Annotated in this window: 32 protein-coding genes, 2 tRNA genes and 1 pseudogene; 25 read left to right on the top strand and 10 right to left on the bottom strand. The window is 63.7% G+C overall.

The window, feature by feature from the left end:
• Nucleotides 1–5: 5 nt before the first annotated feature.
• A complete protein-coding gene (locus tag WDLP6_RS21555) occupies nucleotides 6–269 on the bottom strand; it encodes a hypothetical protein (protein ID WP_162593994.1) in 264 nt (87 codons plus the stop codon).
• 129 nt (nucleotides 270–398) lie between these two features.
• Here WDLP6_RS21555 and WDLP6_RS21550 point away from each other — a divergent pair, with 129 nt between their 5' ends.
• The 14 genes from WDLP6_RS21550 (at nucleotide 399) to WDLP6_RS21485 (ending at nucleotide 8708) form a co-directional block, all read left to right on the top strand.
• Nucleotides 399–707, top strand: a complete 309-nt coding sequence (locus WDLP6_RS21550) for a single-stranded DNA-binding protein (protein ID WP_162593993.1) — start codon at nucleotides 399–401, stop codon at nucleotides 705–707.
• A gap of 10 nt (nucleotides 708–717) precedes the next feature.
• Nucleotides 718–912 (top strand): hypothetical protein, encoded by a 195-nt coding sequence (locus WDLP6_RS21545; RefSeq protein WP_162593992.1) that lies wholly within the window; start codon nucleotides 718–720, stop codon nucleotides 910–912.
• On the top strand, nucleotides 909–1145 hold the full coding sequence (locus WDLP6_RS21540; protein ID WP_162593991.1) for a hypothetical protein: 237 nt from the start codon (nucleotides 909–911) through the stop codon (nucleotides 1143–1145). The genes WDLP6_RS21545 and WDLP6_RS21540 overlap by 4 nt, the downstream gene beginning before the upstream one ends.
• The gene (locus tag WDLP6_RS21535) at nucleotides 1142–1327 is read left to right on the top strand and encodes a hypothetical protein (RefSeq protein WP_162593990.1); all 186 of its coding nucleotides are present in this window, start codon (nucleotides 1142–1144) and stop codon (nucleotides 1325–1327) included. The genes WDLP6_RS21540 and WDLP6_RS21535 overlap by 4 nt, the downstream gene beginning before the upstream one ends.
• The gene (locus WDLP6_RS21530) at nucleotides 1324–1476 is read left to right on the top strand and encodes a hypothetical protein (RefSeq protein WP_162593989.1); all 153 of its coding nucleotides are present in this window, start codon (nucleotides 1324–1326) and stop codon (nucleotides 1474–1476) included. Before WDLP6_RS21535 ends, WDLP6_RS21530 begins: the two co-directional genes overlap by 4 nt.
• Nucleotides 1476–2117 (top strand): hypothetical protein, encoded by a 642-nt coding sequence (locus tag WDLP6_RS21525; RefSeq protein ID WP_197910184.1) that lies wholly within the window; start codon nucleotides 1476–1478, stop codon nucleotides 2115–2117. The genes WDLP6_RS21530 and WDLP6_RS21525 overlap by 1 nt, the downstream gene beginning before the upstream one ends.
• Nucleotides 2114–3124 carry a rolling circle replication-associated protein gene (locus WDLP6_RS21520; protein WP_232077200.1) on the top strand — a complete coding sequence of 337 codons (1011 nt, stop codon included), beginning with the start codon at nucleotides 2114–2116 and terminating at the stop codon, nucleotides 3122–3124. The genes WDLP6_RS21525 and WDLP6_RS21520 overlap by 4 nt, the downstream gene beginning before the upstream one ends.
• Nucleotides 3125–3228: 104 nt before the next feature.
• Nucleotides 3229–3384, top strand: a complete 156-nt coding sequence (locus WDLP6_RS21515) for a hypothetical protein (protein WP_162593988.1) — start codon at nucleotides 3229–3231, stop codon at nucleotides 3382–3384.
• 185 nt (nucleotides 3385–3569) lie between these two features.
• Nucleotides 3570–3800 (top strand): hypothetical protein, encoded by a 231-nt coding sequence (locus WDLP6_RS21510; RefSeq protein WP_162593987.1) that lies wholly within the window; start codon nucleotides 3570–3572, stop codon nucleotides 3798–3800.
• Between the two features lie 1562 nt (nucleotides 3801–5362).
• Nucleotides 5363–5707 carry a DUF5455 family protein gene (locus tag WDLP6_RS21505; RefSeq protein ID WP_162593986.1) on the top strand — a complete coding sequence of 115 codons (345 nt, stop codon included), beginning with the start codon at nucleotides 5363–5365 and terminating at the stop codon, nucleotides 5705–5707.
• Complete coding sequence (locus WDLP6_RS21500; protein ID WP_162593985.1) at nucleotides 5704–6633, top strand: zonular occludens toxin domain-containing protein; 930 nt, start codon at nucleotides 5704–5706, stop codon at nucleotides 6631–6633. The genes WDLP6_RS21505 and WDLP6_RS21500 overlap by 4 nt, the downstream gene beginning before the upstream one ends.
• Before the next feature lie 345 nt (nucleotides 6634–6978).
• The gene (locus tag WDLP6_RS21495; protein WP_162593984.1) at nucleotides 6979–7542 is read left to right on the top strand and encodes a recombinase family protein; all 564 of its coding nucleotides are present in this window, start codon (nucleotides 6979–6981) and stop codon (nucleotides 7540–7542) included.
• Nucleotides 7543–7585: 43 nt separating this feature from the next.
• Nucleotides 7586–8590, top strand: a complete 1005-nt coding sequence (gene hrcA / locus WDLP6_RS21490) for a heat-inducible transcriptional repressor HrcA (protein ID WP_162593983.1) — start codon at nucleotides 7586–7588, stop codon at nucleotides 8588–8590.
• A gap of 41 nt (nucleotides 8591–8631) precedes the next feature.
• A tRNA-Ile gene (locus WDLP6_RS21485) sits at nucleotides 8632–8708 on the top strand.
• Between the two features lie 62 nt (nucleotides 8709–8770).
• Here WDLP6_RS21485 and WDLP6_RS21480 read toward each other — a convergent pair.
• Both WDLP6_RS21480 and WDLP6_RS21475 read right to left on the bottom strand, forming a co-directional pair.
• Nucleotides 8771–9436 (bottom strand): trimeric intracellular cation channel family protein, encoded by a 666-nt coding sequence (locus WDLP6_RS21480; RefSeq protein ID WP_232077194.1) that lies wholly within the window; start codon nucleotides 9434–9436, stop codon nucleotides 8771–8773.
• A gap of 50 nt (nucleotides 9437–9486) precedes the next feature.
• Entirely contained in the window at nucleotides 9487–10755 is a 1269-nt protein-coding gene (locus WDLP6_RS21475; RefSeq protein WP_162593982.1) for a M20 family metallopeptidase, read from the bottom strand.
• Nucleotides 10756–10932: 177 nt separating this feature from the next.
• On the opposite strand from WDLP6_RS21475, the gene WDLP6_RS21470 reads away from it, so the two are divergent.
• A tRNA-Arg gene (locus tag WDLP6_RS21470) sits at nucleotides 10933–11009 on the top strand.
• Between the two features lie 102 nt (nucleotides 11010–11111).
• Here WDLP6_RS21470 and WDLP6_RS21465 read toward each other — a convergent pair.
• Together WDLP6_RS21465 and WDLP6_RS21460 are read right to left on the bottom strand one after the other, a co-directional pair.
• Complete coding sequence (locus WDLP6_RS21465) at nucleotides 11112–11366, bottom strand: hypothetical protein (RefSeq protein WP_162593981.1); 255 nt, start codon at nucleotides 11364–11366, stop codon at nucleotides 11112–11114.
• A 554-nt stretch (nucleotides 11367–11920) separates the two neighbouring features.
• Nucleotides 11921–12154, bottom strand: coding sequence for a hypothetical protein (locus WDLP6_RS21460; protein WP_162569221.1), 234 nt, complete (start codon nucleotides 12152–12154; stop codon nucleotides 11921–11923).
• Between the two features lie 363 nt (nucleotides 12155–12517).
• Between WDLP6_RS21460 and WDLP6_RS21455 the strand changes: the two genes are divergently transcribed.
• The 3 genes and pseudogenes from WDLP6_RS21455 to WDLP6_RS21445 all read left to right on the top strand — a co-directional run bounded on the left by WDLP6_RS21455 (nucleotide 12518) and on the right by WDLP6_RS21445 (nucleotide 14087).
• On the top strand, nucleotides 12518–12802 hold the full coding sequence (locus WDLP6_RS21455) for a hypothetical protein (protein WP_232077192.1): 285 nt from the start codon (nucleotides 12518–12520) through the stop codon (nucleotides 12800–12802).
• A gap of 132 nt (nucleotides 12803–12934) precedes the next feature.
• A complete protein-coding gene (locus tag WDLP6_RS21450) occupies nucleotides 12935–13321 on the top strand; it encodes an RcnB family protein (RefSeq protein WP_197910183.1) in 387 nt (128 codons plus the stop codon).
• 78 nt (nucleotides 13322–13399) lie between these two features.
• Nucleotides 13400–14087: pseudogene (locus WDLP6_RS21445) on the top strand (MgtC/SapB family protein).
• A gap of 31 nt (nucleotides 14088–14118) precedes the next feature.
• On the opposite strand, the gene WDLP6_RS21440 reads toward WDLP6_RS21445, so the two are convergent.
• Nucleotides 14119–14871: a C1 family peptidase gene (locus WDLP6_RS21440; protein ID WP_162593978.1), complete on the bottom strand. Its 753-nt coding sequence runs from the start codon at nucleotides 14869–14871 to the stop codon at nucleotides 14119–14121.
• 128 nt (nucleotides 14872–14999) lie between these two features.
• Between WDLP6_RS21440 and greB the strand changes: the two genes are divergently transcribed.
• Nucleotides 15000–15575, top strand: coding sequence for a transcription elongation factor GreB (gene greB, locus WDLP6_RS21435; RefSeq protein ID WP_162593977.1), 576 nt, complete (start codon nucleotides 15000–15002; stop codon nucleotides 15573–15575).
• Nucleotides 15576–15584: 9 nt separating this feature from the next.
• Here greB and WDLP6_RS21430 read toward each other — a convergent pair whose 3' ends face one another.
• From WDLP6_RS21430 to WDLP6_RS21415, 4 genes are all read right to left on the bottom strand, one after another.
• A complete protein-coding gene (locus WDLP6_RS21430; protein WP_162593976.1) occupies nucleotides 15585–17840 on the bottom strand; it encodes a RelA/SpoT family protein in 2256 nt (751 codons plus the stop codon).
• Between the two features lie 92 nt (nucleotides 17841–17932).
• Nucleotides 17933–18136 carry a DNA-directed RNA polymerase subunit omega gene (gene rpoZ / locus WDLP6_RS21425; protein ID WP_162569214.1) on the bottom strand — a complete coding sequence of 68 codons (204 nt, stop codon included), beginning with the start codon at nucleotides 18134–18136 and terminating at the stop codon, nucleotides 17933–17935.
• A 39-nt stretch (nucleotides 18137–18175) separates the two neighbouring features.
• Nucleotides 18176–18796 carry a guanylate kinase gene (gmk, locus tag WDLP6_RS21420; RefSeq protein WP_162593975.1) on the bottom strand — a complete coding sequence of 207 codons (621 nt, stop codon included), beginning with the start codon at nucleotides 18794–18796 and terminating at the stop codon, nucleotides 18176–18178.
• An 11-nt stretch (nucleotides 18797–18807) separates the two neighbouring features.
• Nucleotides 18808–19722 (bottom strand): YicC/YloC family endoribonuclease, encoded by a 915-nt coding sequence (locus WDLP6_RS21415; RefSeq protein ID WP_162593974.1) that lies wholly within the window; start codon nucleotides 19720–19722, stop codon nucleotides 18808–18810.
• A gap of 91 nt (nucleotides 19723–19813) precedes the next feature.
• On the opposite strand from WDLP6_RS21415, the gene WDLP6_RS21410 reads away from it, so the two are divergent.
• The 6 genes from WDLP6_RS21410 to WDLP6_RS21385 all read left to right on the top strand — a co-directional run bounded on the left by WDLP6_RS21410 (nucleotide 19814) and on the right by WDLP6_RS21385 (nucleotide 25062).
• Entirely contained in the window at nucleotides 19814–20821 is a 1008-nt protein-coding gene (locus tag WDLP6_RS21410; RefSeq protein WP_162569211.1) for a serine/threonine protein kinase, read from the top strand.
• The gene (locus WDLP6_RS21405) at nucleotides 20818–21723 is read left to right on the top strand and encodes a PP2C family protein-serine/threonine phosphatase (RefSeq protein WP_162593973.1); all 906 of its coding nucleotides are present in this window, start codon (nucleotides 20818–20820) and stop codon (nucleotides 21721–21723) included. Before WDLP6_RS21410 ends, WDLP6_RS21405 begins: the two co-directional genes overlap by 4 nt.
• Before the next feature lie 26 nt (nucleotides 21724–21749).
• Nucleotides 21750–22478: a ribonuclease PH gene (gene rph / locus WDLP6_RS21400; RefSeq protein WP_162593972.1), complete on the top strand. Its 729-nt coding sequence runs from the start codon at nucleotides 21750–21752 to the stop codon at nucleotides 22476–22478.
• Between the two features lie 33 nt (nucleotides 22479–22511).
• Entirely contained in the window at nucleotides 22512–23111 is a 600-nt protein-coding gene (gene rdgB, locus WDLP6_RS21395; RefSeq protein ID WP_162593971.1) for an RdgB/HAM1 family non-canonical purine NTP pyrophosphatase, read from the top strand.
• 68 nt (nucleotides 23112–23179) lie between these two features.
• Nucleotides 23180–24364 (top strand): radical SAM family heme chaperone HemW, encoded by a 1185-nt coding sequence (hemW, locus tag WDLP6_RS21390; protein WP_162595195.1) that lies wholly within the window; start codon nucleotides 23180–23182, stop codon nucleotides 24362–24364.
• Nucleotides 24361–25062, top strand: a complete 702-nt coding sequence (locus WDLP6_RS21385; protein WP_162593970.1) for a TetR/AcrR family transcriptional regulator — start codon at nucleotides 24361–24363, stop codon at nucleotides 25060–25062. The genes hemW and WDLP6_RS21385 overlap by 4 nt, the downstream gene beginning before the upstream one ends.
• Nucleotides 25063–25084 lie beyond the last annotated feature (22 nt).

Genomic DNA, 25084 nt, shown 5'->3' with positions numbered 1-25084 from the left:
ACAAATTACCGTTTTGTGACGGAGGCAATGCGCTTGATCATGCGCGTTTTGCATGCACTGTCACGTTCGGATTCCAGCGCCGCGACCACGATCCAGTCCCGGGCGTCCTCGCCGAGCTCTTCTGCCAAAGCGCCGGCGATTGCTGGGCTCAAGTGGCCTCGGGTCTTTGCGGTATGCAGCGCGTTGCGGGATAGCTTGAGCCGTTCGTGCCAGTAGGGCGCGGGTTGCTGCGAAAGCGCCGCATCTAGCAGGTTCATGGTGTTTTGCATATCAGTGAATCCTACATGTTGTTTGCATGCACACAATCTGTGTGCAAGGTACAAAATTGTTGCAAACAGAGTGAATGCATCTTAGGCTCCGGCGTGCAAACAAGGTGTTTGCATTCCATAGGAGCCACCATGATCAAAGTTACCGTCACCGATCCCACCGTTCGCCACATGAGCGGCAACTCGAAGGCTACCGGCAAAGCCTACGACATGCATTTTCAGTGGGTTTGGCTGCATCTGTTCAACCGTGCGGGCCAGCCGGACCCGTACCCCACGAAAGTGGAAGTCATTCTCGACAAGGACCCGAAGGACGGCGCTGCGCTGTTCTACGCTCCTGGCGAGTACGTCCTGCACCCTTCGAGCATCTACGTGGCGGACGGGAAACTCGCGGTGGCTCCGCGTCTCGTTCGCGCAGCGGCGCCCGCAAAGCAAGCTGCTTGAGGGGTGCACCATGCACGCCGCTCCCGAAGCGCTCCAAGCCGGGCGGCTCGCCCTGCTTGAAGGCGCCATGCTCGCGATTCTGCGTGCTGCTATCGAAGAAGGTTTCGATGGCGTGCAGGTCGAGGCGAGCGCTGAGTCTGGTCAATCGTGCATTGATCTGACGTACCTGAAAAACGGCGTCGCCGTCACGGGGCAAGACCTGTGAAGCGCGATGCCCTGAACCTCGATCAGCTGGCGCTGTTCGAGCCCGATGCGCCCGATGCGCTTCGCCTCATGTCTACGCATGCGTCCACGCTTGAGAGGGCGTTGGACGCTGCTGAATTTTGGGATGTCGCCGCGTGTCCTGGCGCACGTGACGAAGCCGAACGGCAGGCCGTCAAGGCCTATCGCGCGTGGCTGGTCTGCGCGATCTTCCTTGATCTGGAGCGCCTGTTGTGACGGCCGAACGATTGGAGCGGCTTGTCGACCTGTCCCGGTTGTTCTGCAACCTGAGCATGGGTACGGCCATCCTGGCGTGGGCGCTGCTTTGTGGCTTCGAGTTCGTGTCGCGAGTTGACGATGTTGTGACCTATCAGGGCATTGCCGAGCAGTGCGTGCGGTCGCTTGGGAGCCAGCTGTGAGCAACGAAGCCCGCAACTTCCTGCGCCTGCGCTACTGGCTCGAAGGCCGGGACGGTGAGCACCTTCGCTCGCTGTCGCCCTATGAGCAGAGCATGGCGGATCGGCTGCGCTTCGAGGCGCAATACCTCATTGCTGGCGGGCCGTTCTGATGGTCGCCGCTTTGTTTGTGCGTTCGGATTCCTGTTACTTCGAGCTGGGCGTCGATTGCTGGGATGCGAAGCGGGATGCCCGCAGTTACACCGAGCCAGGACCGGTTATCGCGCATCCGCCTTGCCGTGGATGGGGTCGTTTGTCGCACCTCGCGAAGCCACGGCCCGACGAGAAGGCGTTGGCCCTGTTTGCTGTGGACACGGTGCGCCGCTGCGGTGGCGTTCTGGAACATCCTGTCGGGTCCAAGCTGTGGGCGGCAAAGCAGTTACCCCGAGTTGCGCAAGGATGCGATGAGTTCGGCGGCTTCACGCTCGTGGTCGATCAAGGATGGTGGGGTCATCCCGCTCCGAAGCCGACCTATCTCTACATCGTCGGATGCACTCGCGCAGATATCGGTGAGTTGCCTGTCCAGTTACACCGAGCTGCCGGGCGGACCATGCGCCTGTCGCCAGCAGATCGTGAGCGCACGCCGCCGCGTTTTGCCGAGTTCCTCCTGGGCATCGCTCGCAAGTGCGCCGGCTCCGTGTTACTCCGACCTGGCTGCGCTGTTACGTCGAGCCAGGACGTTGACAGTTACACCGACCTGGTAGCAGGTGCCGCCGCAAAACGTGCGGCATTCAAAGCGTGGGCGCAAGCATGAGCTACCTCGTTGGCCCCATCAAGCCTGACGCCGGCCCGCAGTTCGCGGCGCATCTTGGCCGTCATTACGTTGGTGCTCATCAGGCACAGGTCGAGGCCGCTCGTGTCGCGTCCGTCGAAGCGCTGCGCGGTTTCTCGGCACGTCAATTCGTCGCCGATGGGGAGTCTGCTGAGGCGCGCGCAGCGCGCGGGCTTGTCTCAGTATCAACAAGTGGTTTTGCTGCTTTGCCAACCGCCATGCGGTGGACGGAGCAATGCATAACCATCGACCGGGCGCAGGCCCGGGTCACTCGCCTTCGCAAGGCCGTTGGCGTGGGCGCGAAGTGCCTCATCAACCTCGGCGAGGGCGACGGGCAGAACAACGTCATGGTGACCAACACCTACCGTTTCGGCAACGAGCAATGGAAGCCGCGCCACATCAGCGACTACATCCGTGCTGTGCGTCTCTGGTTCGCGAAGCGTTGCCCAGGTCAGCGTCTTCGCTACACCTGGGTCGCAGAGATTCAGGATGGCAAGCATCGTGCAGACGGCCAGGGACGGGGCGTCATCCACTACCACGCGATTTTTTTCCTGCCGCCAGGGGTACGCATGCCCTTCGCGGACAAAAAGGGCTGGTGGCCTCATGGCTCCACCAACACGAAGAAGGCTGACAAGCCTATTGGCTACCTCATGAAGTACGCCAGTAAGCCGGACAGCAAAACCATCGGAGGGTTTCCACGTGGAGCACGCATTTACGGTATCGGGGGTTTGGATGCTCCTGGGGCTGCTTTTAAGCGCTGGGTTCTGTGGCCTGCTTATGTGCAGGGCAATGCTTCGGTCAACGACCGTTTCAAGCCTGCGACGGGAGGCGGCTACCTCAATGATTCGACGGGGCAGCTTCTTGAATCTGAGTTCGCACCAACAGGCGGCGGTTTTTCTAGCTTTATCCGAGTGCGGACTACGCCGCGAAGTATCGAGGCCGCTGGTCCCTTCTCGTGGTTCTCTGACCGGCCCATGGTGGTCCATTGAGGAGGTGCAATGACTGATGTTCAGTTCGATCAGATTACGGCGATCTTGAACGCCTTCGCTGTGGTCGCGTGCTACGGCGTGGGCTTCGTCTGTGGGACCTGGAAATGAAAGGCCGAGTTATCGCCTGGGTGATCTTTCTCGCCGTGCTCTATGGCGCGTATCTCGGTGCGCGTTCTGTCACCAATCCGTGGGCGGCGCCGAAGACGGCGGTTTCGTCGATTGGCGGCGACTTCAAACCCTGTTCGGAGAAATGCAAATGACGACGCATGTTGCTTTCTATCTCGCTGCCTGGGCGGCTGGCTACGTATTGGCGTGGCAAGTTTCCATGATCAGGAGCGCGTACACCGCTGCGTGATTTCAACGGATAGCCCTTGATCGTCGTGAGACACCGAGGGCTTTCCGGTGCAATCCCGCCCTCGCACCGGGGCATGTTTTGGAGTTCGAAATGAACAAGCAACGTTTCTCGCGTTTCGCAACCCGCGCTTCGGCTGCGGCTCTCGCAATCGGTTCGGGTGTCTCGGCCTTCGCTGCCGATCCGACCGATGCGGCTGCTGCGCTGACCACGCTCAGCACGGGCAACACCGGCTACGGTCCTGTGATGTATGGCCTTGCCTTGACGGCGGTGACCGTGCTGGTGGCCGTGAAGTGGATCAAGCGCGGTCGCGGCGCAGCCTGATCTTCGGGTGGTCCCTGGAGGGCGGCGTGCCGCCTTCTGGAAACCATCTGAGGAGGGAATCATGGAGCGGCTTGCAATTCTTTTCGTTGTTCTCGGGCTCTGCGGCTGTGCGCTTGCAGTACATCGTGATAGCGGCGATTGGGTGCTTGAGAAGGTCCGTCGTTGCGGTACGGTCATTGGGCAATGTGGGAGTGAAGTGTGGTGAGGCGGATTCTTCTGTTTGCTGCGCTGTTGTTCGGGTTCGTCGGTAGTGCGTTCGCGTCGTTTTCGCCTGTGCCGCAGTGGACGTCTGCGTCGATTGTTGGTTCGTTCGACTCACTTCAGGCGGCGTGTGATGCTTTCAAGTCACAGAAGAGCCTTACTGCGATCATTGTCTATACGGATTCGTCGACGGCTGGGCGGTGCTACAACAACGCCCCGGCGGATGGTGGACACGCGCCTAGCGCTTCTGTTGTTGCAGGCGGCAGCGCGTGTCCTGCAAACAGCACTGGGACGACAACGTGCACTTGTAATAGTGGTTTCGATCAGAGCGGCAGTGCGTGTGTGCCGCACGTGAATCAATGCACTGCGAAGACTGGTCAGACTTCGATAATCAACTGGACGCAGGGCTTTAGTCGAACGCCCGATGAGGGGGACACGGCTGCGGTCGGAGGAGTGACGCCGCCGCCTTCGAGTGGCGCGATGTGTGACGGTGGGTGCAATGTATCGGCCCAGATTTCGGGGCCTGGGGTTACCTACTACGTCGATCAGATGCCGAACGCGCAGGGTTTGTATCGGCGTTCCGTTGATATGCCGACTGTGAATCTCGGCTCGGAGTGCACTACGTCGCAGGCACCTGCATCGATCAAGCCGGATGCGGTGGAGCCTGCGTGTCCTGGCACGGTTGGCACGGTCAATGGAAAGACGGTTTGCGTCGGCACTGCTGACAAGCCTGTGACCACGACGCCGATGGATCGGCCGACCACGCCCCCCATTGCTGGTAATCCTGCTGCTGGTGTGATTCCTGCCAGTGGTGAGGGTTCGGGCAGTGGTAGTGCTGGCCGTACGCCTAGCACGAACAATGGCAACAGTAACGCTGGTGGGCCAGCTGGTGCGGCAGTCGGGGGCGCTGGTGGCTCGGCTGGTGGGACCGCTGCGGGAACCGGTACAGGCGCTGGCACGAGTAACACTGGTGGTGTTGTTGCCTCCCCCGGGACTGGCAAAGAACAAGCGAACTGCGGGGCGCCGGGCCAACCGGCTTGCAAGATCGATGAGACCGGCACGCCGGATGCGAAGCCTGTTGATATTTTGGTGGCACAGAACAGGCTTGATCAGGCGAGAAGCGATTCTGATACTGCGCGCGGCACGATGGCGGGCGACTCTGACAAGGGTTTTCTTGAAGGCTTCCGGTCATTGTTTTGGGCACCGCCTGTTGCGTCCTGTCAGCCCTATGTTTTTCCTCACAACCTCGGCACGTTGGACCCGTGTGATGTTGTGGATGGCGTTCGGATGTTGATGGCATTCCTTTGGTCTGCTACCGGCTTCTGGTTATGCCTTGGCATGGTCCGTAGGAGCTTTTTCTAATGCCGTTACTCGCTACATTCATTGGCAATCTTGCGGGCTGGCTCGCGGGGGTGTTGGCTACACAGTTTGCATACTCAACGGCGCTGCGCATTGCTTCCTATACGGTGTGGATCGTTACTGCGGTTGCCTTTATTGCCGCTGTGTTCGGTTGCGTGTCGTCGCTCTATTCGGGAATGACGGCGGTCGGCAGTGGCGGCGGGGGTTGGACCTCGTACATGTGGGTCGGCCTGGGCATGTTCATTCCGCAGAATGCGCAAGCGGTGCTGTCGTGCGTTGCCTCGGTCTGGATCGCTACGTCGCTCTGGAAGATCAAGCGCATCGGCATCGAGAATTTCTCGAAATGACCGACTACGCGCTCACTGGGAAGAAGGGCACGGGCAAGTCTAAGAATGCCGTGCGGCTCATCCGTGATCGCTATTTCAAGCGCAAGCGCCTCGTGGTGACGAACCTCGATATCAACGTGGAGCCAATGTTCGGCGTGATGTCGAGGCAGACCTACGTGCGAGTTCCCGACAAGCCGACTGCTTTCGATTTGCTGTCGGCCGGTCATGGCAATCCCGATAGCTACGAGGAAGACAACAATGGCGCGTTGGTGCTCGATGAAATGGCGACGTGGCTCAACACCCGTTCTTTCGGTGACAAGGATCGTGCAGAGTTGCTCGACTACTTCGCGCATGCGCGCAAGCATGGCTTCGACACCTACTACATCATGCAGAACGTCGCCCAGGTCGATAAGCAGCTGCGTGAAGCCTTCATCGAGCAGACGGTGCGCCACACGCGATTCGACAAGGTGCGTATTCCTTTCATCGGCGGAATTATTTCCGCGCTCTTTGGTGATCGAGCTGGCTACCTGCCGCGCTTTCACTTGGCTGTTTCGCGGATGGGCTTGAATCCGCAGGATCTTGTGGCCGACCGTGCAACGTTCATCGGAAAAGACATCGAGGCTTGCTATGACACCCGACAGGTTTTTAAAGCCGACTACGCGCACGGCTCGCACTCGGTTCTCTCGCCCTGGCATGTCAAGGGCCGATACCTTACTGAGGAGCCTCGCTCTTGGTGGGTTGCGTTCGGCCGTTGGCTACGTGGTAAGGCGCCTTCTCGGCCTCCTGTGGCCTCGGTGAGGCCGGTGACGGTGCCTGATCCGGCGTGGTCCCGCGTGGTGGCGCTCTGCCGCTCGCTGCCGCCTCATCAGGCGTCTCGCGTCATGGCCCGATATGCAAGAGCGGCGCAGGGGCTGGGGGCCTGCGTTAGCGGGTCCCTGGCCCCGTAGCTGCTCGCTTCCTGGCCTCGCGGTCCAGTGGAGTTCGGAATCGAACATTTGATCGCCTGTCGCTGGTCCTGTCGGACCGGGCTATGCACTCAACGACACCTTGCTGAACGGTATTCCGGGGACCCGCTTGCGGGGGGAAGGCCGTCGATCCGAGACGATGCCGGGTATTTCGTCACACAGTTTGCACCTCAGCGGTGCAGCATCTTGTTACAGTCAGCCGATGGTCAAGTACCTCGGCGTTCTTTTCTGGCTGCTCGCCACAGCCGTTTCGGCCGAGCAGGTGTATTCCTGCAATGGTCGGCCTTGTTTAGTACGGCGTTGTGGGCTTGCCATGACGGTTGAAGAATGCTCATCGGCTATGCGCGCGTCTCCACCAGCGATCAAGAAACCCGTTTACAAACCGATGCGCTCCGAAAAGCCGGCATCAGGAAGCTCTTTGCTGAAAAGACCAGCGGGGTAGGGCCAAGGCCAGAGCTCCACCGCGCTTTGTCGATTTTGCAGCCGGGCGATGTGTTAGTGGTCTACAAGCTGGATCGGCTGGCTCGGAGCCTCAAGGATTTGCTGACGTTGCTGGATCGGCTTCGTGCCACTGGCACGGCCCTACGGTCGCTCACTGAGCCGGTAGACACGTCCTCGGCTATGGGCGAACTGGTGTTGCAAATTCTCGGTGCTGTGGCGCAGTTCGAGCGCTCATTGATTCGGGAGCGTTGCATGGCGGGGAGGGTGGCCGCTCGGAATCGAGGGCAGGTTTTTGGCCGTCCGCGTGATCTGTCGAGGGAGCAAGAGGCGGAGGTGGTTCGGCTCTATGCCACCGGATGGGTGACGCTTCCTGTGATCGCGGATGCCTTCGATGTGGGCGTCGGGGCGGTCAAGAACGCGATTTATCGTCACCGCGCCGTCGTCGCGTGAAGAAATTCCGGGCGTCTGAAAAGTACAACATTAAAATGAGTCGATGCTGGACGACCGTGCCAAGTTGCTGCTCAAGGCTCTGGTTGAGCGCTACATCGCTGACGGACAGCCGGTGGGTTCGCGCACGCTCTCGCGCGCTTCGGGGCTCGAGCTGTCGCCGGCCACCATCCGCAACGTGATGTCCGACCTCGAAGACCTCGGATTGATCGCCAGCCCCCACACCTCGGCAGGCCGCATTCCGACCGCGCGCGGCTATCGGCTGTTCGTCGACACCATGCTGACGGCCCAGCGAGAGCAGTTCGCCACGCCGAGCCTGGCTGCGGACCAGCCGCAGCGGGTGATCACGAATGCCGCGAACCTGCTGTCGAATCTGTCGCAGTTCGTCGGCGTGGTGATGGCGCCGCGCCGCGCCTCGGTGTTCAAGCAGATCGAATTCCTGCGGCTTTCCGACCGGCGCCTGCTCGTGATCATCGTCTCGCCCGATGGCGACGTGCAGAACCGCGTGATCTTCCCGGAAGTGGACTACACGCAATCGCAGCTGGTCGAAGCTTCCAACTACATCAACACGCATTACGCAGGCCTGTCGATCGAGCAGGTGCGCGATCGCCTCCAGTCCGAGGTCGAGCAACTGCGCAGCGAGATCGCGGCCTTGATGCAGGCGGCGGTCAAGGTGAGCTCCGAGGTGCTGACGGAAGCCCAGGACGAGGTGGTGATCGCAGGCGAGCGCAATCTGCTGGCAGTCACCGATTTTTCCAGCGACATGGGCCATCTGCGTCGTGCCTTCGAACTGTTCGAGCAGAAGGCGCAGCTCATGCGTCTGCTCGACGTCTCGAGCAAGGCGGACGGCGTGCGCATCTTCATCGGCGGTGAAAGCCAGGTTGTGCCTTTCGAGGACCTGTCGATCGTCAGCGCGAACTACGAGGTCGACGGGCAGGTGGTTGGGACGCTCGGCGTGATCGGGCCGACCCGCATGCCGTACGAGCGCATGATTCAGATCGTCGACATCACGTCGCGACTCGTCACCAACGCGCTGAGCCATCGCAAGTAGCGAGAGGCCGGCGACGCTCGTGGCATGATTCGAAGTTGCCCGGGCGGGTAGCTTAGTTGGTTAAAGCAGTGGACTCATAATCCATTGACCGTGGGTTCAAGTCCCACCCCGCCCACCACGCTTGGCGATCTCGCCGATTCGTGGGCACGGTTCGGCGCGAGCAGGCGATGCGGGGCGACCCTAGTCCGCGTCGTTGCCGTCCCGTCCGGAAGAGCGCGGCAGGTTCCACTTGTAGCGCATCGACAGATAACGCAGCGTGAAGCACGCCGCCAAAGCGACCCAGGTTCGCCCGTTCGACAGCCATCCCAGGCGCTCGCCAGCGACCTCGATGCCGGCGCCGACCAGCGCAGCCGATGCATAGATCTCGCGCTGAAGGATCACTGGCACACGATTGAGCAGCACGTCGCGCGTGACGCCGCCACCCACGGCGGTGAGCACGCCCATCAGCACCGCCACCTCGGCGTTGTGGCCAAAGATCATGGCCTTCTGCGCGCCGGTCACTGCAAACAGCCCCAGGCCCAGGGAGTCGAACAGGATCACCGGATGCGCGAGGCGCACCACCAGCGTGTTGGCGGCCATCGTCATCAATGCTGCTGCCATCGCGACGGCTAGGTAACGCCAATCGGTCAGGCCCGCCGGCGGCACGGCGCCGATGCACAGGTCGCGCAATACGCCCCCGCCGCATGCGACCGTGAACGCGATGACGATGACGCCGAACCAGTCGAGGCCGCGGTCCCTGGCAGCGACTGCACCGCTGATGGCAAAGGCGAAGGTGCCCGCCAGATCGAGCATGGTGAACAAGCGGTGGTCGTTCAGGCCTGCAAGGGCCAATTCGTGGACATTCATGCGTTGGGTTCGCGAAAGATGGCGAGCACGGTGCGCGCCCGCCGTGCGTCTCAGGCCGCAGTAGCGGGGCAGAGCCACGCGCTGGCGGCGGCCAGCATGGCCTGCAAGCCGGTCTCCAGCGTCGGGTGAATCTGCGGCGCGAACTTCGGCGAGTGGTTGCTCGGGATCTTGTTGATGGTCTTTTCCTGTTGGGCCTTGGCATATACCGCCGGGTCGGTGCCGCCGACGAACCAGAACACATAGGGCACGCCCCAGCTGCGGCCGAAGATGCTGAAGTCTTCGCTGGCCGACGCCGGGCCAGGCGCCAGCGAGGCGTTCTCGCCAAACTGGTGGCCGAACGCCTTCGCGACCTTCTGCGTGGCGACCAGGTCGTTTTCGGTCAGCGGGTAGCTGTTGATGGTGGTGAACTCGGGCGGCTGCTCGGCACCGGAGGCGTCGCACTCGGCGCAGCAGATGCGGCGGATCGATTTGAGCATGTACTCGCGCGTGTCCTCGCTGAAGGTGCGCATGTTCAGCTTGATGGTGGCGTCGTCGGGGATGATGTTTTCCTTGGTGCCGGCCTGCAGGGAGCCGATCGTGAGCACCGCCGGCTCGGATGGTGCGATCTCTCGCGAGACGATGGTCTGCAGGCGCAGCGTGGTCGCGGCGGCCATGATCACCGGGTCGATGGATGTCTGCGGCTGCGAGCCGTGCGAGCCGCGCCCGAACAACTTGATCTTCAGACTGTCTCCGGCGGACAGCGTGACGCCGGGGCGGTAGTTCACGGTGCCGGCCGGACCGACCATCACGTGCTGGCCGAGGATGATGTCGGGCTTCGGAAAGCGGCCTTCGCCCCAGTCGCGCACCATCGAGGTCGCGCCCTCGGCCGTTTCCTCGCCCGGCTGGAACACGATCATCAGCGTGCCGTTCCAGGCGACGCGATTCGCGGCCAGGATGCGCGCAGCACCGATCATCCAGGTCACGTGCATGTCGTGGCCGCACGAGTGCGCAACGCCGACCTCGACGCCGTCCGCGTCGCGCGTCGTCACGGTGCTGGCATAAGGCAGCCCGGTGTTCTCGGCCATTGGCAGCGCGTCCATGTCGGCACGCAGCATCACGGTCGGGCCGGCGCCGTTCTTCATCAGGCAGACCACGCCGGTCACGCCGACGTTGGGCGTCACCTCGTAGCCGAACCCCTGCATCGTGTCGGAAACGATCTTCGCGGTGCGGACTTCTTGCATCGACAGCTCGGGGTGACGATGCAGATCTTTGTAGAGTTCTTCGAGTTCGGCCACCAGGATGGATTCGGCGGAGGCGAGCGCTTGCGTGAGGGCATTCATGGCAGCTCCAGAAGTGACAAACCGAAGTGTGCAGCATGGTTGGCCGAGCGGGGTGTCAATGAAGATAGTGCCGCAAGACCTCAAGCACCTTGTGCCGGCTCTCGGCGTTCCAGGATGCTTTGCTGCCCGCCTGACTTCCAAGTGAAGCCAGCTGCCCATGCTATAATCGCAAGCTGTGCGGCTGTAGCTCAGTTGGATAGAGTACTTGGCTACGAACCAAGGGGTCGTGGGTTCAATTCCTGCCAGCCGCACCACTCTCTGAAGGATCAGTCCGTTCTCGCGGGCTGATCCTTTTTTCTTTTGCACCCGACGATCCTTCTCTTACGGCAAACCGTTGACCCGCTCAGCGGAGCGTTTCACTTCCTTGACGGTGTCCGTCCTTTCGAGCGACATGGCCACAGGGCAAGGGCCAAGGCGAGGGTGCCGACGACCGCCGCGGCGACGAGCATCACCCTGCTGCGCTGTCTTGCAACGCGACGCGCCCTGACCCGCTCCTCGATGAGATCGAGCGCAGCGCTGATCGCGGCTTCGTCTTCCTCCGGATGAGCGATCCGCTCTTCCTCGGCCAGAGCCTGGATTTGCGAGATGACTTCGGCTTTGCTGTCCGCCATGGCGCGATGGTGCTGAATGAACTCGGTTGCGGTGGGGATCGAAGGCCCGTCGGTCCGGAGAATCCGGCCGGCACGAAATGCGTACCTTCGAGGTTAGGATAGTGCCATGAGGTCACTCCTATTGGTTGCAGTGCTGGCACTGTCCGGCTGTAGTTCTTATCAACAACTCGCAGGCACCGCGATGCTGCCATCCCAGGCCGGCAACTACTGCGAGGCGCCCGTCGAAGGCGCTTGCCTTGGCTGCGACATCAGCTGCCCGGCCAACAAGCTCACCAGCTGCAAGGCCGGGACCAGTGTCATGCTGAGTGACTCCAGGACCGCCCAATGCACACGCGCGGCTGCCTGCAAATGTCGTTAGTAAAGCCGGGCTGCTCCTAAGCTTCGCCTAAGCTTGGCATCGCATGCTCAAGCCTGACAGTCGGCCGGCGCTGGTAGGGGTCGCTTCGGTGCCCACCCGATGGGGTGGTTCCTCGATGCCGGCGACTGTCTCTATTCACTGAAGGAGTCGGCATGAAAAAGCCCGCATCAGAGGGCTTTGGGGAGCGGAAGGTCGCCTACAAACGCCGGAGTTGGATCGCTCCTTCGGCGCTTTCGTAGCGCTCCGCGTCGATTCGATTCACGGGTCGCCCGCAAGTCAGCCAGTACGTTGCCAGGCCTTGCACCAATGCGCCTTGCCGTCCGTCCAGCTGGCGGCTGCGAAAAAACTGACTTCGCTCGATGATGGTGTGGCGCTCGCCGTAGCTGTCGGTGGCGAGAAAGCGATTTGTCTCTTGCACATAAGTGCTCACGCTCGGCGAGGACGCGCGTGGACTCGATGGCCGGGATGACCGAGCAGACCTGTTCATCCACCACCCGACAAGTGTTTCAGAACCCGAGGGCATGTGCAAAATTGTAATGGTGGCGGGAGTTTTCACATAGTCTCTCATGTGATTTCTTTGCCACAGAGCTGGCCGGCGGCCCGAAGCTGCATCGCTCGGGGAATGCGGAAGCGGCCGGCCAGGACGGGCATTCCGGCAACTGGGCGCGGATTCCAGGGCTGTTCGAACGATTGATTCCATCACGACATCCCCAGAATAGGGGATGTGGCGCGTCCGGGCATCAAGTCCGGCAAGCCCGAGGGGGCGCCGCCTCCGCCGAACCGGGAAATGACCGTGAATGCAGGATCGCCGTTGCAGAACGAATTGAAAGACGCAGCAAGTCGAACGATGAGAGGCCCGCTGAAGACCTTCAGCGCGCCATTTCTGACGGTGTGGGCGTACTACGCCATCGGCGTAGGCTCCTTTTCCGTCATGGCAGCCGAGAACGCCCCGGACATCGGCCTTTTCGTGTGCTATGCGATCGACCACACTGGCTTTTTCGCGGTGGCTGCGGCCTTGATCGCAGGATTCTGGTCGGTCGGGCGATCTTTCCGGGACGCTCGCGCGCGATTCGAATAGCTTTTCAAGGGGGCCCTTGCTGGCCGATGGTGTGCGACTTGTCCTGCATCGGCATCACTCGTTTCCCGGGTAGGCTTCATCCCGGCACCGTGAAATCCTTTGCAGAGCATGTCAATCTCAGAGGAGCACGTCATGACCCGTACGAAAATCGCGATCGGCCTCGTTGCAGCAATGATCGGATTCGCCTCCGGTGCGTCCGCACAGCTGAGGTATCCGCCGGGCGCCGGCCCCATGCGCGGGCATGGACCGATGCCAGGACCGCAGCGCTATGGCCGTGGCCCTGGCCCTGGCTATCGCGCTCCGCCGATGGCCATGCCTGAGTACCGCAGGTTCAGCCGCGGCGAACGCCTGCCGCCGCAATACCGTAGCAACCAATACATCGTCAACGATTGGCGCGGCCACCATCTGAGCGCACCTCCGCGCGGCTACTACTGGGTGCAGAACGGATCCGACTATGTGCTGGCGGCCATTGCGACTGGCGTGATTGCGTCGGTGGTCGTGAACGCACTGAGCCAGTAGGTGAGAGGCGTCATGGCGGGTTGCCGTGCTGTTTCTCGAACCTTCAGCCCGTCCTGAACGCGTGTCCGAAGGATCTCGATGGTGAGCCAGCTGGAGTTGGTTGCCCGGCTCGTCATGGCCGCTGCGCTCGGCAGCGTGATCGGTTTCGAGAGGGAGCGCTTATCCTGGGCCGTTGGCCTGCGCACCCACATGCTGGTCTGCGTCGGATCGGCGCTGATCATGATCGTGTCGGCCTTCGGCTTCCAGGATGCGCTGGGCGGTCCGCATGTCGTGCTCGATCCTTCACGGATTGCGGCGCAGGTGGTTTCGGGCATCGGCTTTCTGGGCGCCGGAACCATCCTGTTGCGCGGCGAAGTGATTCGCGGCCTGACGACGGCCGCCAGCCTCTGGTCGGTGGCAGCGATCGGGCTGGCGATCGGCGGCGGGCTCTACACGGCCGCGATCGCCGCGACCCTCATCATCCTGCTCATCCTCGCGGGCCTGAAGCCGATCGAATCGAAGTATTTCGCATCCAAGCGCAGCCGGGAGTTTCGCCTGACCGCGCGGGGCGCGGGGCCTTGACGATGGTTCAGCTCAACAAGGCGCTGGGCGCCCGCAGCCGCCTGGTCAGGCAATTCGTCGTCCAGCACTCGAGGGCGTCAACGATGTCGACGAGATCACGATCTCGTTCAACCGGCTTTCGATCGGAGAAATCTCCCAGGTACTGGATCAGCTGCAGGCGATCCCCGGCGTGCGCGAAGTGACGGAAGTCGATCGGCCACTCTGAGGCCATGAGCTCGCGCGCGATGGAGCACGCATCAACTGACGGTCGTGATCTGCCAGAAGTCGGTCGCAAGGCCGGTGTTCGTCAGATAGGCATACGGGAAATAGCAATAGCCCTGGACGCCCCAGTTCACACCCCAGCTGTTGCGCACGATGAAACGCTTCTTCGATTCCTGGTAGCCCACGCACATCACGGCGTGGCCGCCGAGCACCTTCTCTTTCTTCAATGGCATCGGCACCACGCCGGTGGTCGCGACCTTGTCGCTTTCGAAGCTTTCGTAGACCGTGAAGCCGAGGATGAACGGCGAACCCGAGGCAAGGCAGGTCCTGAGTTCGGTCACGTTGGTGTTGTCGAGCGCCTGGTAGCTGGTGCTGACGTGCTTCTTGGCTGCTGTGTAGCACGACGCCTTCGGCTTGGTCTTGAATTTCGCGATGTCATAGGGCCATGACTTCTCGTCGCACACGCCGCTCTTGTTGAGCGTTTTGGCCGCCGTGCGCAGCTCCGAGCCGGCATCCTGCCCCACGTCGCCGTCGAGCACGCGCTCGTTGTAGTAGATGAACAGCCGCGACGGCTCGAAGTCGGTCAGTCCCTGGCGCTTGAGATCGAACTCGAAAGCGGCCGCCGCGGCGTTGGCCGTGCAGCTGCCGAGCTGACCCTGGTCGTACACCGGCGGACATCCAGGCCGCAGATCCACCGAGGGCGGAAGGGCGATGCGGGCGGTGACCTTGAAGCGATGGTCGCGAAAATCCGGGAGCGATGGCTTCCAGCCGTAGCTGTGTTGATGCATGGTGGTTCCCCCAAGCAGATCGGGCCAACTCCCTGTGCATGGACCGCAAAAGCGTGGCCATTGTGTTGCGCGACCTGTTCGTCGTCTATCTGCCGAGAGTGCTAGGCCGTTGATTTAAGCTTTGGTCGATGAACAAGGCATTCACGAAGGAGTCCGACGCGGATGACGACGACAGCGACGGCGGCGTCGGCGCCGCGCCGCCGCTTCCGGCCGGCGGCAAGAACTACATCACGCCCCAGGGTTACGCGCGGCTGCGCGCCGAACTTCTGGCATTGATGGACGAGGAACGGCCGAAGGTGGTGGAGGCGGTCCACTGGGCGGCCAAAAATGGGGACCGGTCCGAGAACGGCGACTACATCTACGGCAAGAAGCGCTTGCGCGAGATCGATCGGCGGATCCGCTTTCTCACCAAGCGCCTCGAGGTGGCGGAAGTCACCGATCCGTCGGTGCACCACGGCGGCGACCAGGTTTTCTTTGGCGCCACCGTGCGTTATGCGGACGAGACCGGCGACGAGCACGCAGTGACCATCATGGGCATCGACGAGGCCGACAGCGCACAAGCCCAGGTCAGCTGGATCTCGCCCATCGCGAGGGCCTTGCTCAAATCGCGGGAAGGCGATGTGGTCAAGCTCGCCACGCCGGGCGGCGTGCACGACATCGAGGTGCTGGCAGTCAGCTACCCGCCGCCGACCGATCTCGCCTGAGCCGGCCCTTCAGGGTGCAGGCACGGTGCGCGAGGCCGCGAGCACCGAAGGCGTTCGCCGCGCGGCCCGGAGCACTGCTTCGAGATGCGTGTGGTCGCGCACCGCGATCACGAAACGCAGATCGGTCGAGTCTTGCGGCGTTTCGTCGGCCATCTCCACGTGCGTGATGTCCGCTTCCTCCTCTGCGAGCGTGGCCGCGACGCGGGCCAGCACCCCCTTGTCGTTTCGCACGGTGACGACCACCCCGGTCTCGAAGGTGCGAACCGGGTCATCGGCCCATTCGACCGCGAAGAAGCGTTCGCTGTCCTTGTGGCGCAGGCGCTGGCCCACACCGCATGCCTCGGTATGTACCACCAGCCCTTCGCCGTGACCCAGGTAGCCGACGATGGGATCGTCCGGAATGGGACGGCAGCAGAGCGCAAAACGCACCGAGGAGTTTTCGCTGCCGTCCAGCGAGACGGCGCCTTGCGAGACGGCTTCGTGCGCGGTGAAACGCTCGCGGCTCAGCATCAGGGCGTCCGGCTTTTCTCCACGCTCGGCCAGCAGCGCCATGAGCCGCTTGGCGACGATGGTGGCAATGCGCTTGCCCAGGCCGATGTCGGTCAGAAGTTCGGAACGCGTGCGGTTGCCCGTGAAGCGCAGCAGCTTTTCCCAGAGCGGCTGATGCTCCGGATCGTCGTCCGGCAGATTGCCGAGGCCCTCGGCGCGCAGCGCCTGCGCAAGCAGCTTTTCGCCCAGGCCTTCGGACTCGGCATGCGCCAGCGTCTTGAGATAGTGACGGATCTTGGAGCGCGCCCGGCCGGTGCGCACGAAGCCGAGCCAGGCCGGGTTCGGTGTCGACACCGGTGCCGTGATCACCTCGACCACGTCGCCGTTCTTGAGCTCGGTGCGCAGCGGAACCTGGTCGCCATTGATGCGCGCCGCCGAGGTGTGATCGCCGATGTTGCTGTGGATCGCATAGGCGAAGTCGACCACTGTCGCGCCGCGCGGCAGCGCCAGGATCTGGCTCTTGGGCGTAAACACGTAGACCGCATCGGGAAAAAGGTCGACCTTGACGTGGTCCCAGAATTCCGCGGCGTCGCGCGTCTCGTCCTGGATGTCGAGCAGCGACTGAAGCCACTTGGTGCCCAGCCGTTCGCTGGTCGCCGCACTGGGCTCGGCCGCCTTGTAGAGCCAATGGGCCGCCACGCCGGACTCGGCCACCACGTGCATCGCTTCGGTCCGCAGCTGGAACTCGACGTTGACGCCAGCAGGCCCGACCAGCGTGGTGTGCAGCGATTGGTAGCCGTTGAGCTTGGCGATCGCGATGTGGTCCTTGAACTTGCCCGGCAGCGGCTTGTACATCTGGTGCAGGATGCCGAGGCCGGTGTAGCAGGCGATCACCGTCGGGACGATGAGGCGGAAGCCGTAGATGTCGGTGACCTGGGCGAAGCTCAGGTGCTTTTCGTCCATCTTGCGATAGATGGAATAGAGCGTTTTCTCGCGCCCCGCGATCCGCACGCTCATGCCGGCTGCCGCAAAGGCGCCTTCGAGCTCCTGCTGGACTTTCTGGATCAGGTCGCGCCGCCGCCCGCGTGCCTTGGCCACGGCTTTCGCCAGGATCGCATAGCGCCACGGCCTCAGGTGGCGGAACGAAAGATCCTGCAACTCCCGATAGGTCTGATTGAGGCCCAGCCGGTGGGCGATCGGCGCATAGATGTCGAGCGTCTCGCGCGAGATGCGCGACCATTTCTCGCGCGGCGCGTCGTCGAGCGTGCGCATGTTGTGCGTGCGGTCGGCCAGCTTGACGAGGATGACCCTGACATCGCGCGCCATCGCGAGCAGCATCTTGCGGAACGACTCCGCCTGGTTTTCCTCGCGCGTGTTGAAGCGCAGCTTGTCCAGCTTCGTGAGGCCGTCGACCAGTTCCGCCACCGGCGCACCGAAGCGCTCGATGAGCTCTGATTTGGTGACGCCGCAATCCTCGATCGCGTCGTGCAGCAGGGCCGCCATCAGCGCCTGTGCATCGAGCTTCCATTCCGCGCATTGCGCCGCCACCGCGATCGGATGGGTGATGTACGGCTCGCCGCTGTTGCGCAACTGGCCCAGGTGCGCCTCGTCGGCGAAGCGGTAGGCGCGACGAACCTGTTCAATGTCCTCCGCGCTCAGATAATCGAGCCGGGCCGTCAACGCGGCAAAACTGGCGGCAGCCGCATTCAACGCCGCCGGACTCGGCCGGGGCGTGCTCCGCGGAGCTTCTGACTGGGACTTGACAACCGCACTCATGCCTGCCACTTTAGCGTGGCAGGCGGATCGACGCTTTCAGGCACAAAAAAAGCACCGCGTGCGGTGCTTCCTTGTTGTACGGCTGCATCAACTCAGCCGGGTACCTTCTTGAGCATCTCGATGCCGATCTTGCCCTCGGCGATCTCGCGCAGGGCGGTGACGCCCGGCTTGTTCTTGCTTTCGATCTTCGGCGCATGGCCTTGGCTCAGCATGCGCGCACGGTAGGTGGCGGCCAGCACGAGCTGGAAGCGGTTCGGAATGTGTACCAGGCAATCTTCGACGGTGATGCGGGCCATGAGGATCTTTCGGCTTTGGGGCGTAAGGTTTGGGTGGAATCAGCGAATGTTCAGGGCGGCGAAAGTGTCCGCACGTGCGCGGCGTTGCGCGGAATACCGGAGCCGCTGAGCGTGGACGATGGCCTTCAGGTCGAAAAGCGCGCGCTCAAATAACTCATTGATTATAACGAAATCGAATTCACTGGCGCGCCCCATTTCCTGGGCGGCGTTCTGCAGCCTCAGTTCGATGACCGCGGCGCTGTCCTCGCCGCGCCGCTCGAGGCGGGAGCGCAGTTCTTCCCAACTCGGTGGCAGGATGAAGATCATCACCGCGTTGGCAAAGGTCTTGCGGATCTGGATGGCGCCCTGGAAGTCGATTTCGAGGATGACATCCGCCCCCTGGGCGATCCGCTCCTCGATGGCCTTTTTGGACGTGCCATAGCGCTCGCCGTGCACATGCGCCCATTCGATGAAGGCATCCGACGCGACCATTGCGTCGAACTCCGAATGCGACGCGAAGAAGTATTCGCGACCGTGCTTCTCCTGCCCGCGCGGCGGCCGGGTCGTGTGCGAGACCGAGGGCTGAACGGCCGAATCGAGCTCCATCAGCGCCTTCACGAGGCTCGATTTGCCGGCGCCGCTCGGTGCCGCGACCACGAAGATGTTTCCGGGATAGTCCATGCAACCGTTCTCTATTCGATGTTCTGGACTTGCTCGCGCATCTGCTCGATCAGCACCTTCATGTCGACGCCGATGCGCGTGAGTTCGAGCGTCGCGGACTTCGAACCCAGCGTATTGGCCTCGCGGTGCAGCTCCTGGATCAGGAAATCGAGGCGCTTGCCGATCTCGCCGCCCTTCTTGACCAGGCGCTCGATCTCGTCGAGGTGCGAATCGAGGCGCGTCAGCTCTTCGGCGACGTCGATGCGGATGGCGAATGCGGTCGCTTCGGTGAGCGCGCGGTCCTGGGCTGCTTCGGGCGGCGTGCCGCCGCTCAGGCCCATCGCTTCCTGCCAGCGCTCGAGAAAGCGCGTGCGCTGCTGCTCGACCAGCACCGGCACGAGCGGAAGCGCCTGCGCGGTCAGCTTGCGCAGCTGCGCGAGATGGTCCTGCAGCATCTTGGCAAGGCGGGCGCCCTCGCGCTCACGCGCGGACAGCAGGGCTTTCAGCGCCTTTTCCGTCACCTCCGTGAGCCCGGGCCCCCAGTCGCCCCGCGCGCCGTTGTCGCCGGCCGCCAGGCGCAGCACGTCGGCCACGCTGAGCGCGCGCGCCTCGGGCAGCCAGGACTTGATGCTGTCCTGCAAGCCGTTGAGCCGCTGCAGAAGCCTGGTCGACGGCTCGCCGATGCCGGCACCCGCGGCGCTCTCGATCGAGGCGCGCAGCTCGACCTTGCCGCGCTTGAGCTTGCCGACGAGCAATTCGCGCAAGCCGGGCTCGTGCTGGCGCAGTTCCTCCGGCAGCTTGAACGTGAGATCGAGAAATCGGCTGTTGACCGAGCGGATCTCGACCCCGAGCCGACCCGTGGCGGCGTGCCGCGTTTCGGCTTCGGAGTGACTGCCTGTGGGGCCGTTCTGGCCGCTGGCATAGCCGGTCATGCTGTAAACTGGCATCGCGCCTCGCTGTGAATTTGTGTGCACGCACCGAGACGACGGCACGGCGTTCGCTTGCCGCACCCTCGCCTTGGGGCGAAACTCCCGGATTATGTCAAAGGTCAAACCTTCGCCCCTGTTGCCCGAGACGGTCATCGGCGGTTACCGCGTCGTTCGGCGGCTTTCCGCCGGCGGCTTCGGGGTCGTCTATCTTGCCGTCGATCACAGCGGTCAGCAGGTGGCCATCAAGGAATATCTTCCTTCGTCGCTGGCCACGCGCGGCACCGGCGAGCTGGCGCCCCAGGTGCCGCCCGAGAAGCTGTCGCTCTACCGGCTCGGGCTGAAGAGCTTTTTCGAGGAAGGGCGCTCGCTGGCGCAGATCTCGCATGCCTCGGTGGTGAGCGTGCTCAACTTCTTCCGCGAGAACGAAACCGTCTACATGGTCATGAACTACCTGGAGGGCGCGACCCTGCAGGACTTCATCGTCACCGCGAGAGACCTGAAGAAACAGAAGGTCTTCCGCGAGTCCACCATCCGCTCGCTGTTCGACGAGATCCTGCGCGGCCTGCGCATCGTGCATCAGCACAAGATGCTGCACCTGGACATCAAGCCCGCCAACATCTTCGTGACCGACGACGACCGCGCCGTCATGATCGACTTCGGCGCCGCGCGCGAGGTGCTCTCCAAGGAGGGCAATTTCATTCGCCCGATGTACACGCCCGGCTTCGCCGCGCCCGAGATGTACCGCCGCGATTCGTCCATGGGCCCCTGGACCGACATCTACGCCATCGGCGCGTGCATCTATGCCTGCATGCAGGGCTATCCGCCGAACGACGCGCCGCAACGCATCGAGAAGGACCGGCTCGGCCTGTCGCTGTCGCGCCTGCGCGGCATCTATTCCGACAACCTGATCGAGGTGGTCGAGTGGTGCATGTCGCTCGATCCGCTGTCGCGCCCGCAGTCGGTGTTCGCACTGCAAAAGGAACTGAGCCGCGAAGGCGAACGCCGCTACACCAAGCTCACCGTCGGCGAGAAGGTCCGGCTGTCGATCGACAACATGCGCTCCTTCGAGAAGAAAGGGCTGCCAAAAGCAGCCGCACCGACGACGCGACCGGCATGAAGTTTTCCGTATTCCAAGTCAGCCGCAAAGGTGGCCGCCTCAAGAACGAAGACCGCATGGGCTATTGCTACACGCGGGAGTCGGGTCTTTTCGTCCTGGCCGATGGCATGGGTGGGCATCCGGAAGGCGAGGTTGCGGCCCAGCTGGCGTTGCAGACCATCGCGGCCCTCTACCAGCGCGAAGCGCGCCCGATCGTGAAGGACGTCAAGGCCTTCCTGACCGCATCGCTGATGGCCGCGCACCAGCAGATCATGCGTTACGCGGGCAACAAGGCCATGCTCGACACGCCGCGCACGACGGTGGTCGCCTGCGTGCTGCAAGGCACCACCGCGACCTGGATCCACTGCGGCGACTCGCGCCTGTACGTGGTGCGCGATGGCGAGATGCTCATGCGCACACGCGACCACTCGCATGCCGAGCGCCCGCGCGCCAATGCCGGCCCCGAGGCCGTCAACCGGAATCTGCTGCTGACCTGCCTGGGCTCGCCGACCGCGCCCCTGTTCGACGTTTCGCAGCCGCTGCAGCTGCAGCGCGGCGACCGCATCATGCTGTGCTCGGACGGCCTCTGGGGCGTGCTCGACGATCGACTGATCGTGCGTACCCTTTCATCCGGCAAGCCGGTGTCCGACGCCGCGCCCGACCTCGCCGAGATGGCGCTGCGCAATGGCGGCGTCCACAGCGACAACGTGACCCTGATCGCGCTCGAATGGGAAACCCCCGATGCGCCGGGGCAGAGCCGCGGCGTGTCCACCGACAGCATCAGCGACGGCGTGTTCGCCTCCACCATCCAGGCCGGCATGCCGTCCGACAGCGAACTCGACGACCTCGATGAAGACGCCATCGAGCGTTCGATCGCCGAGATCAACGAAGCGATACGGCGCTCGGCCGCACGCAAGGCCTGAGTCTCTTTACCTTCTCCACTTTCCTCATGACAGATTTCATCCGAAGCGGCGGCCGTGCCGCCGATCAGCTGCGCCCCGTTCGCATCACCCGCGGTTTCACCATCCATGCCGAGGGCTCGGTGCTGATCGAGTTCGGCCAGACCCGGGTGTTGTGCACGGCCTCGGTTGAAGAGAAAGTGCCGCCGCACAAGCGCGGCAGCGGCGAAGGCTGGGTCACCGCTGAATACGGCATGCTCCCGCGCGCCACACACACCCGCAGCGACCGCGAAGCGGCGCGCGGCAAGCAAAGCGGCCGCACGCAGGAAATCCAGCGCCTGATCGGCCGCTCGATGCGCGCCGTGTTCGACCTGGCCGCGCTCGGCGAACGCACCATCCACCTTGATTGCGACGTGCTGCAGGCCGACGGCGGCACGCGCACGGCCGCCATCACTGGCGCCTTCGTCGCGGCGCAGGATGCGGTCGCCAAGCTGCTGGCGGCAGGCAGGATCCCGGCCTCTCCGATCCGCAGCCACGTCGCCGCGATCTCGGTCGGCATCGTGCAGGGCACGCCGCTGCTCGACCTCGAATACATCGAGGACTCGGCCTGCGACACCGACATGAACGTGGTGATGACCGGCGCCGGCCATTTCGTCGAGGTGCAGGGCACGGCCGAGGGCGCGGCCTTCTCGCGCGCGGAAATGAACGCGCTGCTGGCACTGGCGGAAAAAGGCATCACCGAGCTGACTGCCCTGCAGACCCAGGCCCTCGCGGCTTGAGAAAGTCCCTTCGAGCCTCGGCATTCGACGCAGATGAAACTGGTCCTGGCTTCCAACAACGCCGGCAAGCTCGCCGAGCTGCAAGTGCTGTTCGCACCGCTCGGCATGACGCTGGTGCGGCAGTCGGAGCTCGGCGTCGGCGAGGCCGAGGAGCCGTTCCGCACCTTCGTCGAGAACGCGCTCGCCAAGGCGCGCCATGCGTCCGCGGCCACGGGCCTGCCGGCCATCGCCGACGATGCCGGCCTCTGCGTCGAGGCCTTCGGCGGAGGGCCCGGTGTCGATACCGCCTACTACGCCACCCAATTCGGCTACGAGAAGGGCGACGCGAACAACGTGCGCGCGCTGCTCGAACAGCTCGCCGGCCAGGACGACCGCCGCGCCGCGCTGGTCAGCACGCTGGTGGCGCTGCGCCGCGCCGACGACCCCGAACCGCTGATCGCCATCGGCCGGGTGGCCGGCCAGATCGCGCGCGAGCCCGTCGGCGACAACGGTTTCGGCTTCGACCCCGTCATGTTCCTGCCCCAGTTCGGCAAGACCTTCGCCCAGTTGCCCACCGAGGTCAAGAACGCCAACAGCCATCGCGGCCAGGCAGCGCGCGCCATGCTGGCCCTGATGCGCGAGCGCTGGTCGTGAAGCGCGTCGTCCCGATCTCGGCGACCGCCGAAGACACTTCCGCGGCCGCGGCCAGCGCCAACGACGTGATGCACCTGATGCGGCCAGGCCCGCTGCAGCTGGCGGCGCTGCCGCCGCTGTCGCTCTACGTGCATCTGCCGTGGTGCCTGCGCAAATGCCCCTACTGCGATTTCAACTCGCACGAATGGCGCGCCGGCGGCGACTCGCTGCCCGAAGCCCGCTACCTCGATGCGCTGATCGCCGACCTCGACGCCGCGCTGCCGCTGATCTGGGGCCGCAGCGTCCACACCATCTTCATCGGCGGCGGCACGCCCAGCCTGTTCTCGCCGGCCGCCATCGACCGGCTGCTCGGCGACCTGCGCGCGCGCCTCAAGCTGGCGCCCGACTGCGAGATCACGCTCGAGGCCAACCCCGGTACTTTCGAGCGCGATCGCTTTCGCGCCTACCGCGCGGCCGGCGTCACGCGGCTGTCGGTCGGCGTGCAGAGCTTCGACGACGCGCACCTGAAGGCGCTCGGCCGCGTGCACGATCGCGCGCAGGCCATCGCCGCAGTCGAGGAGGCCGCGGCCGCCTTCGACACCTTCAACCTCGACCTCATGTATGCGCTGCCCGGCCAGACGCTCGAGGGATTGGACGCGGATCTCGACCAGGCGCTGGCGCTGGGGCCGCCGCATCTGTCGGTCTATCACCTCACGATCGAGCCCAACACCTATTTCGCCAAGTTTCCGCCCGTCGTGCCCGAGGACGACACGGCCTACGCGATGCTCGACCGCATCACCGAGCGCACCGGGCAGGCCGGCTTCGAGCGCTACGAAATCTCGGCCTACGCGCGTGCGGGCCATCGCTGCGCGCACAACCTCAACTACTGGCAGTTCGGCGACTACCTGGGCATCGGCGCTGGCGCCCACAGCAAGTTGAGCTTCGCGCACCGCGTGGTGCGGCAAATCCGCTTTCGCGAACCCCGCCTCTACATGGACAATGCACTCGCCGCCCGTGCGGTTGCACAGAGCGACGAGGTCGCCATCTCCGAACTGCCCTTCGAATTCATGCTCAATGCGTTGCGACTGAAGGATGGCTTCACGCTGGCCCAATTCGGCGAGCGCACAGGCCTGGCCGTGACCGCCATCCGGCGCGGGATGGACGAGGCCGAGCGCAAGGGCCTGATCGAACGCGACCTTCAGCGCGTGTGGCCAACGCCCCGCGGGCTCGATTTCCTGAGCGACCTGCAGACGATCTTCCTGCCCGACGCGTGAGCGGCACCACCGTGGCGGACCTCCCCGTTCCAGAAAGCCCCCGCAGATCGCGCGGTCGGCCCAGCCCGGAACAGGCGGCGGCGCTGCGCGAGTCCTTCCTGGCGGCTGCGTTGACGTCCTTCCTCGACAAGGGCTACGCGGCCACCAGCATCGAGGCCATCGCCCGCGATGCCGGCGTCGCCAAGATCACCATCTACCGCCAGTTCGACAACAAGGAAGCGCTGTTCCGCGAGGTCGTGCACCGGGCGGTCGGCCATGCCCGCGAGACGATGCAGGCCACCCTGGTGCGGCGTGCCGAGGACGAACGACAGGTCCTGCTCGACCTCGTCGAGCGCATGTACCTCGGCGCGACCGAACCCAAGACGCTGGCCCTGCTGCGCCTCGTGATCGCCGAGGCGACGCGATTCCCTGAACTCGCGAAGTCGCTCTACGCGGAGAACAGCTACGTGCTCTCGCCTGTGGTCGACTACCTCGCCGAGGCGCACCGGACGGGCAAGCTGCATGTGCCCTCGCCGGAGCTGGCGGCAGTGCAGCTGTCGACGCTCGCCTTCGGCGGCGTGCGCTTCTTCATTTCGAAGCCGCTGGCAGGGCGCGAGGAGCGGCGCGCCTGGGCCGAAGGGATCGTCGATCTGGTGATGCGCGGGTGGGCGCCGCAAGCCGCAGGTGCTTCCGGAGAGGGCGATCGGCGCAGCGACTAAAATCGCGGTCCTGCCGATGCGC

It is taken from the genome of Variovorax sp. PBL-E5 (assembly GCF_901827185.1).
GTDB lineage: Bacteria > Pseudomonadota > Gammaproteobacteria > Burkholderiales > Burkholderiaceae_C > Variovorax.
The sequence above is the reverse complement of the archived record's forward strand: the minus strand, read 5'-3'. Positions and strand labels throughout refer to the sequence as shown.

Coding starts and splice junctions, on each gene's coding strand:
- WDLP6_RS21555 (WP_162593994.1), bottom strand. CDS start 269: ATGCAAAACACCATGAACCTGCTAGATGCGGCGCTTTCGCAGCAACCC.
- WDLP6_RS21550 (WP_162593993.1), top strand. CDS start 399: ATGATCAAAGTTACCGTCACCGATCCCACCGTTCGCCACATGAGCGGC.
- WDLP6_RS21545 (WP_162593992.1), top strand. CDS start 718: ATGCACGCCGCTCCCGAAGCGCTCCAAGCCGGGCGGCTCGCCCTGCTT.
- WDLP6_RS21525 (WP_197910184.1), top strand. CDS start 1,476: ATGGTCGCCGCTTTGTTTGTGCGTTCGGATTCCTGTTACTTCGAGCTG.
- WDLP6_RS21520 (WP_232077200.1), top strand. CDS start 2,114: ATGAGCTACCTCGTTGGCCCCATCAAGCCTGACGCCGGCCCGCAGTTC.
- WDLP6_RS21515 (WP_162593988.1), top strand. CDS start 3,229: ATGAAAGGCCGAGTTATCGCCTGGGTGATCTTTCTCGCCGTGCTCTAT.
- WDLP6_RS21510 (WP_162593987.1), top strand. CDS start 3,570: ATGAACAAGCAACGTTTCTCGCGTTTCGCAACCCGCGCTTCGGCTGCG.
- WDLP6_RS21505 (WP_162593986.1), top strand. CDS start 5,363: ATGCCGTTACTCGCTACATTCATTGGCAATCTTGCGGGCTGGCTCGCG.
- WDLP6_RS21500 (WP_162593985.1), top strand. CDS start 5,704: ATGACCGACTACGCGCTCACTGGGAAGAAGGGCACGGGCAAGTCTAAG.
- WDLP6_RS21495 (WP_162593984.1), top strand. CDS start 6,979: ATGCTCATCGGCTATGCGCGCGTCTCCACCAGCGATCAAGAAACCCGT.
- hrcA (WP_162593983.1), top strand. CDS start 7,586: ATGCTGGACGACCGTGCCAAGTTGCTGCTCAAGGCTCTGGTTGAGCGC.
- WDLP6_RS21480 (WP_232077194.1), bottom strand. CDS start 9,436: ATGAATGTCCACGAATTGGCCCTTGCAGGCCTGAACGACCACCGCTTG.
- WDLP6_RS21475 (WP_162593982.1), bottom strand. CDS start 10,755: ATGAATGCCCTCACGCAAGCGCTCGCCTCCGCCGAATCCATCCTGGTG.
- WDLP6_RS21465 (WP_162593981.1), bottom strand. CDS start 11,366: ATGGCGGACAGCAAAGCCGAAGTCATCTCGCAAATCCAGGCTCTGGCC.
- WDLP6_RS21450 (WP_197910183.1), top strand. CDS start 12,935: ATGACCCGTACGAAAATCGCGATCGGCCTCGTTGCAGCAATGATCGGA.
- WDLP6_RS21440 (WP_162593978.1), bottom strand. CDS start 14,871: ATGCATCAACACAGCTACGGCTGGAAGCCATCGCTCCCGGATTTTCGC.
- greB (WP_162593977.1), top strand. CDS start 15,000: ATGAACAAGGCATTCACGAAGGAGTCCGACGCGGATGACGACGACAGC.
- WDLP6_RS21430 (WP_162593976.1), bottom strand. CDS start 17,840: ATGAGTGCGGTTGTCAAGTCCCAGTCAGAAGCTCCGCGGAGCACGCCC.
- rpoZ (WP_162569214.1), bottom strand. CDS start 18,136: ATGGCCCGCATCACCGTCGAAGATTGCCTGGTACACATTCCGAACCGC.
- gmk (WP_162593975.1), bottom strand. CDS start 18,796: ATGGACTATCCCGGAAACATCTTCGTGGTCGCGGCACCGAGCGGCGCC.
- WDLP6_RS21415 (WP_162593974.1), bottom strand. CDS start 19,722: ATGCCAGTTTACAGCATGACCGGCTATGCCAGCGGCCAGAACGGCCCC.
- WDLP6_RS21410 (WP_162569211.1), top strand. CDS start 19,814: ATGTCAAAGGTCAAACCTTCGCCCCTGTTGCCCGAGACGGTCATCGGC.
- WDLP6_RS21405 (WP_162593973.1), top strand. CDS start 20,818: ATGAAGTTTTCCGTATTCCAAGTCAGCCGCAAAGGTGGCCGCCTCAAG.
- rph (WP_162593972.1), top strand. CDS start 21,750: ATGACAGATTTCATCCGAAGCGGCGGCCGTGCCGCCGATCAGCTGCGC.
- rdgB (WP_162593971.1), top strand. CDS start 22,512: ATGAAACTGGTCCTGGCTTCCAACAACGCCGGCAAGCTCGCCGAGCTG.
- hemW (WP_162595195.1), top strand. CDS start 23,180: ATGCACCTGATGCGGCCAGGCCCGCTGCAGCTGGCGGCGCTGCCGCCG.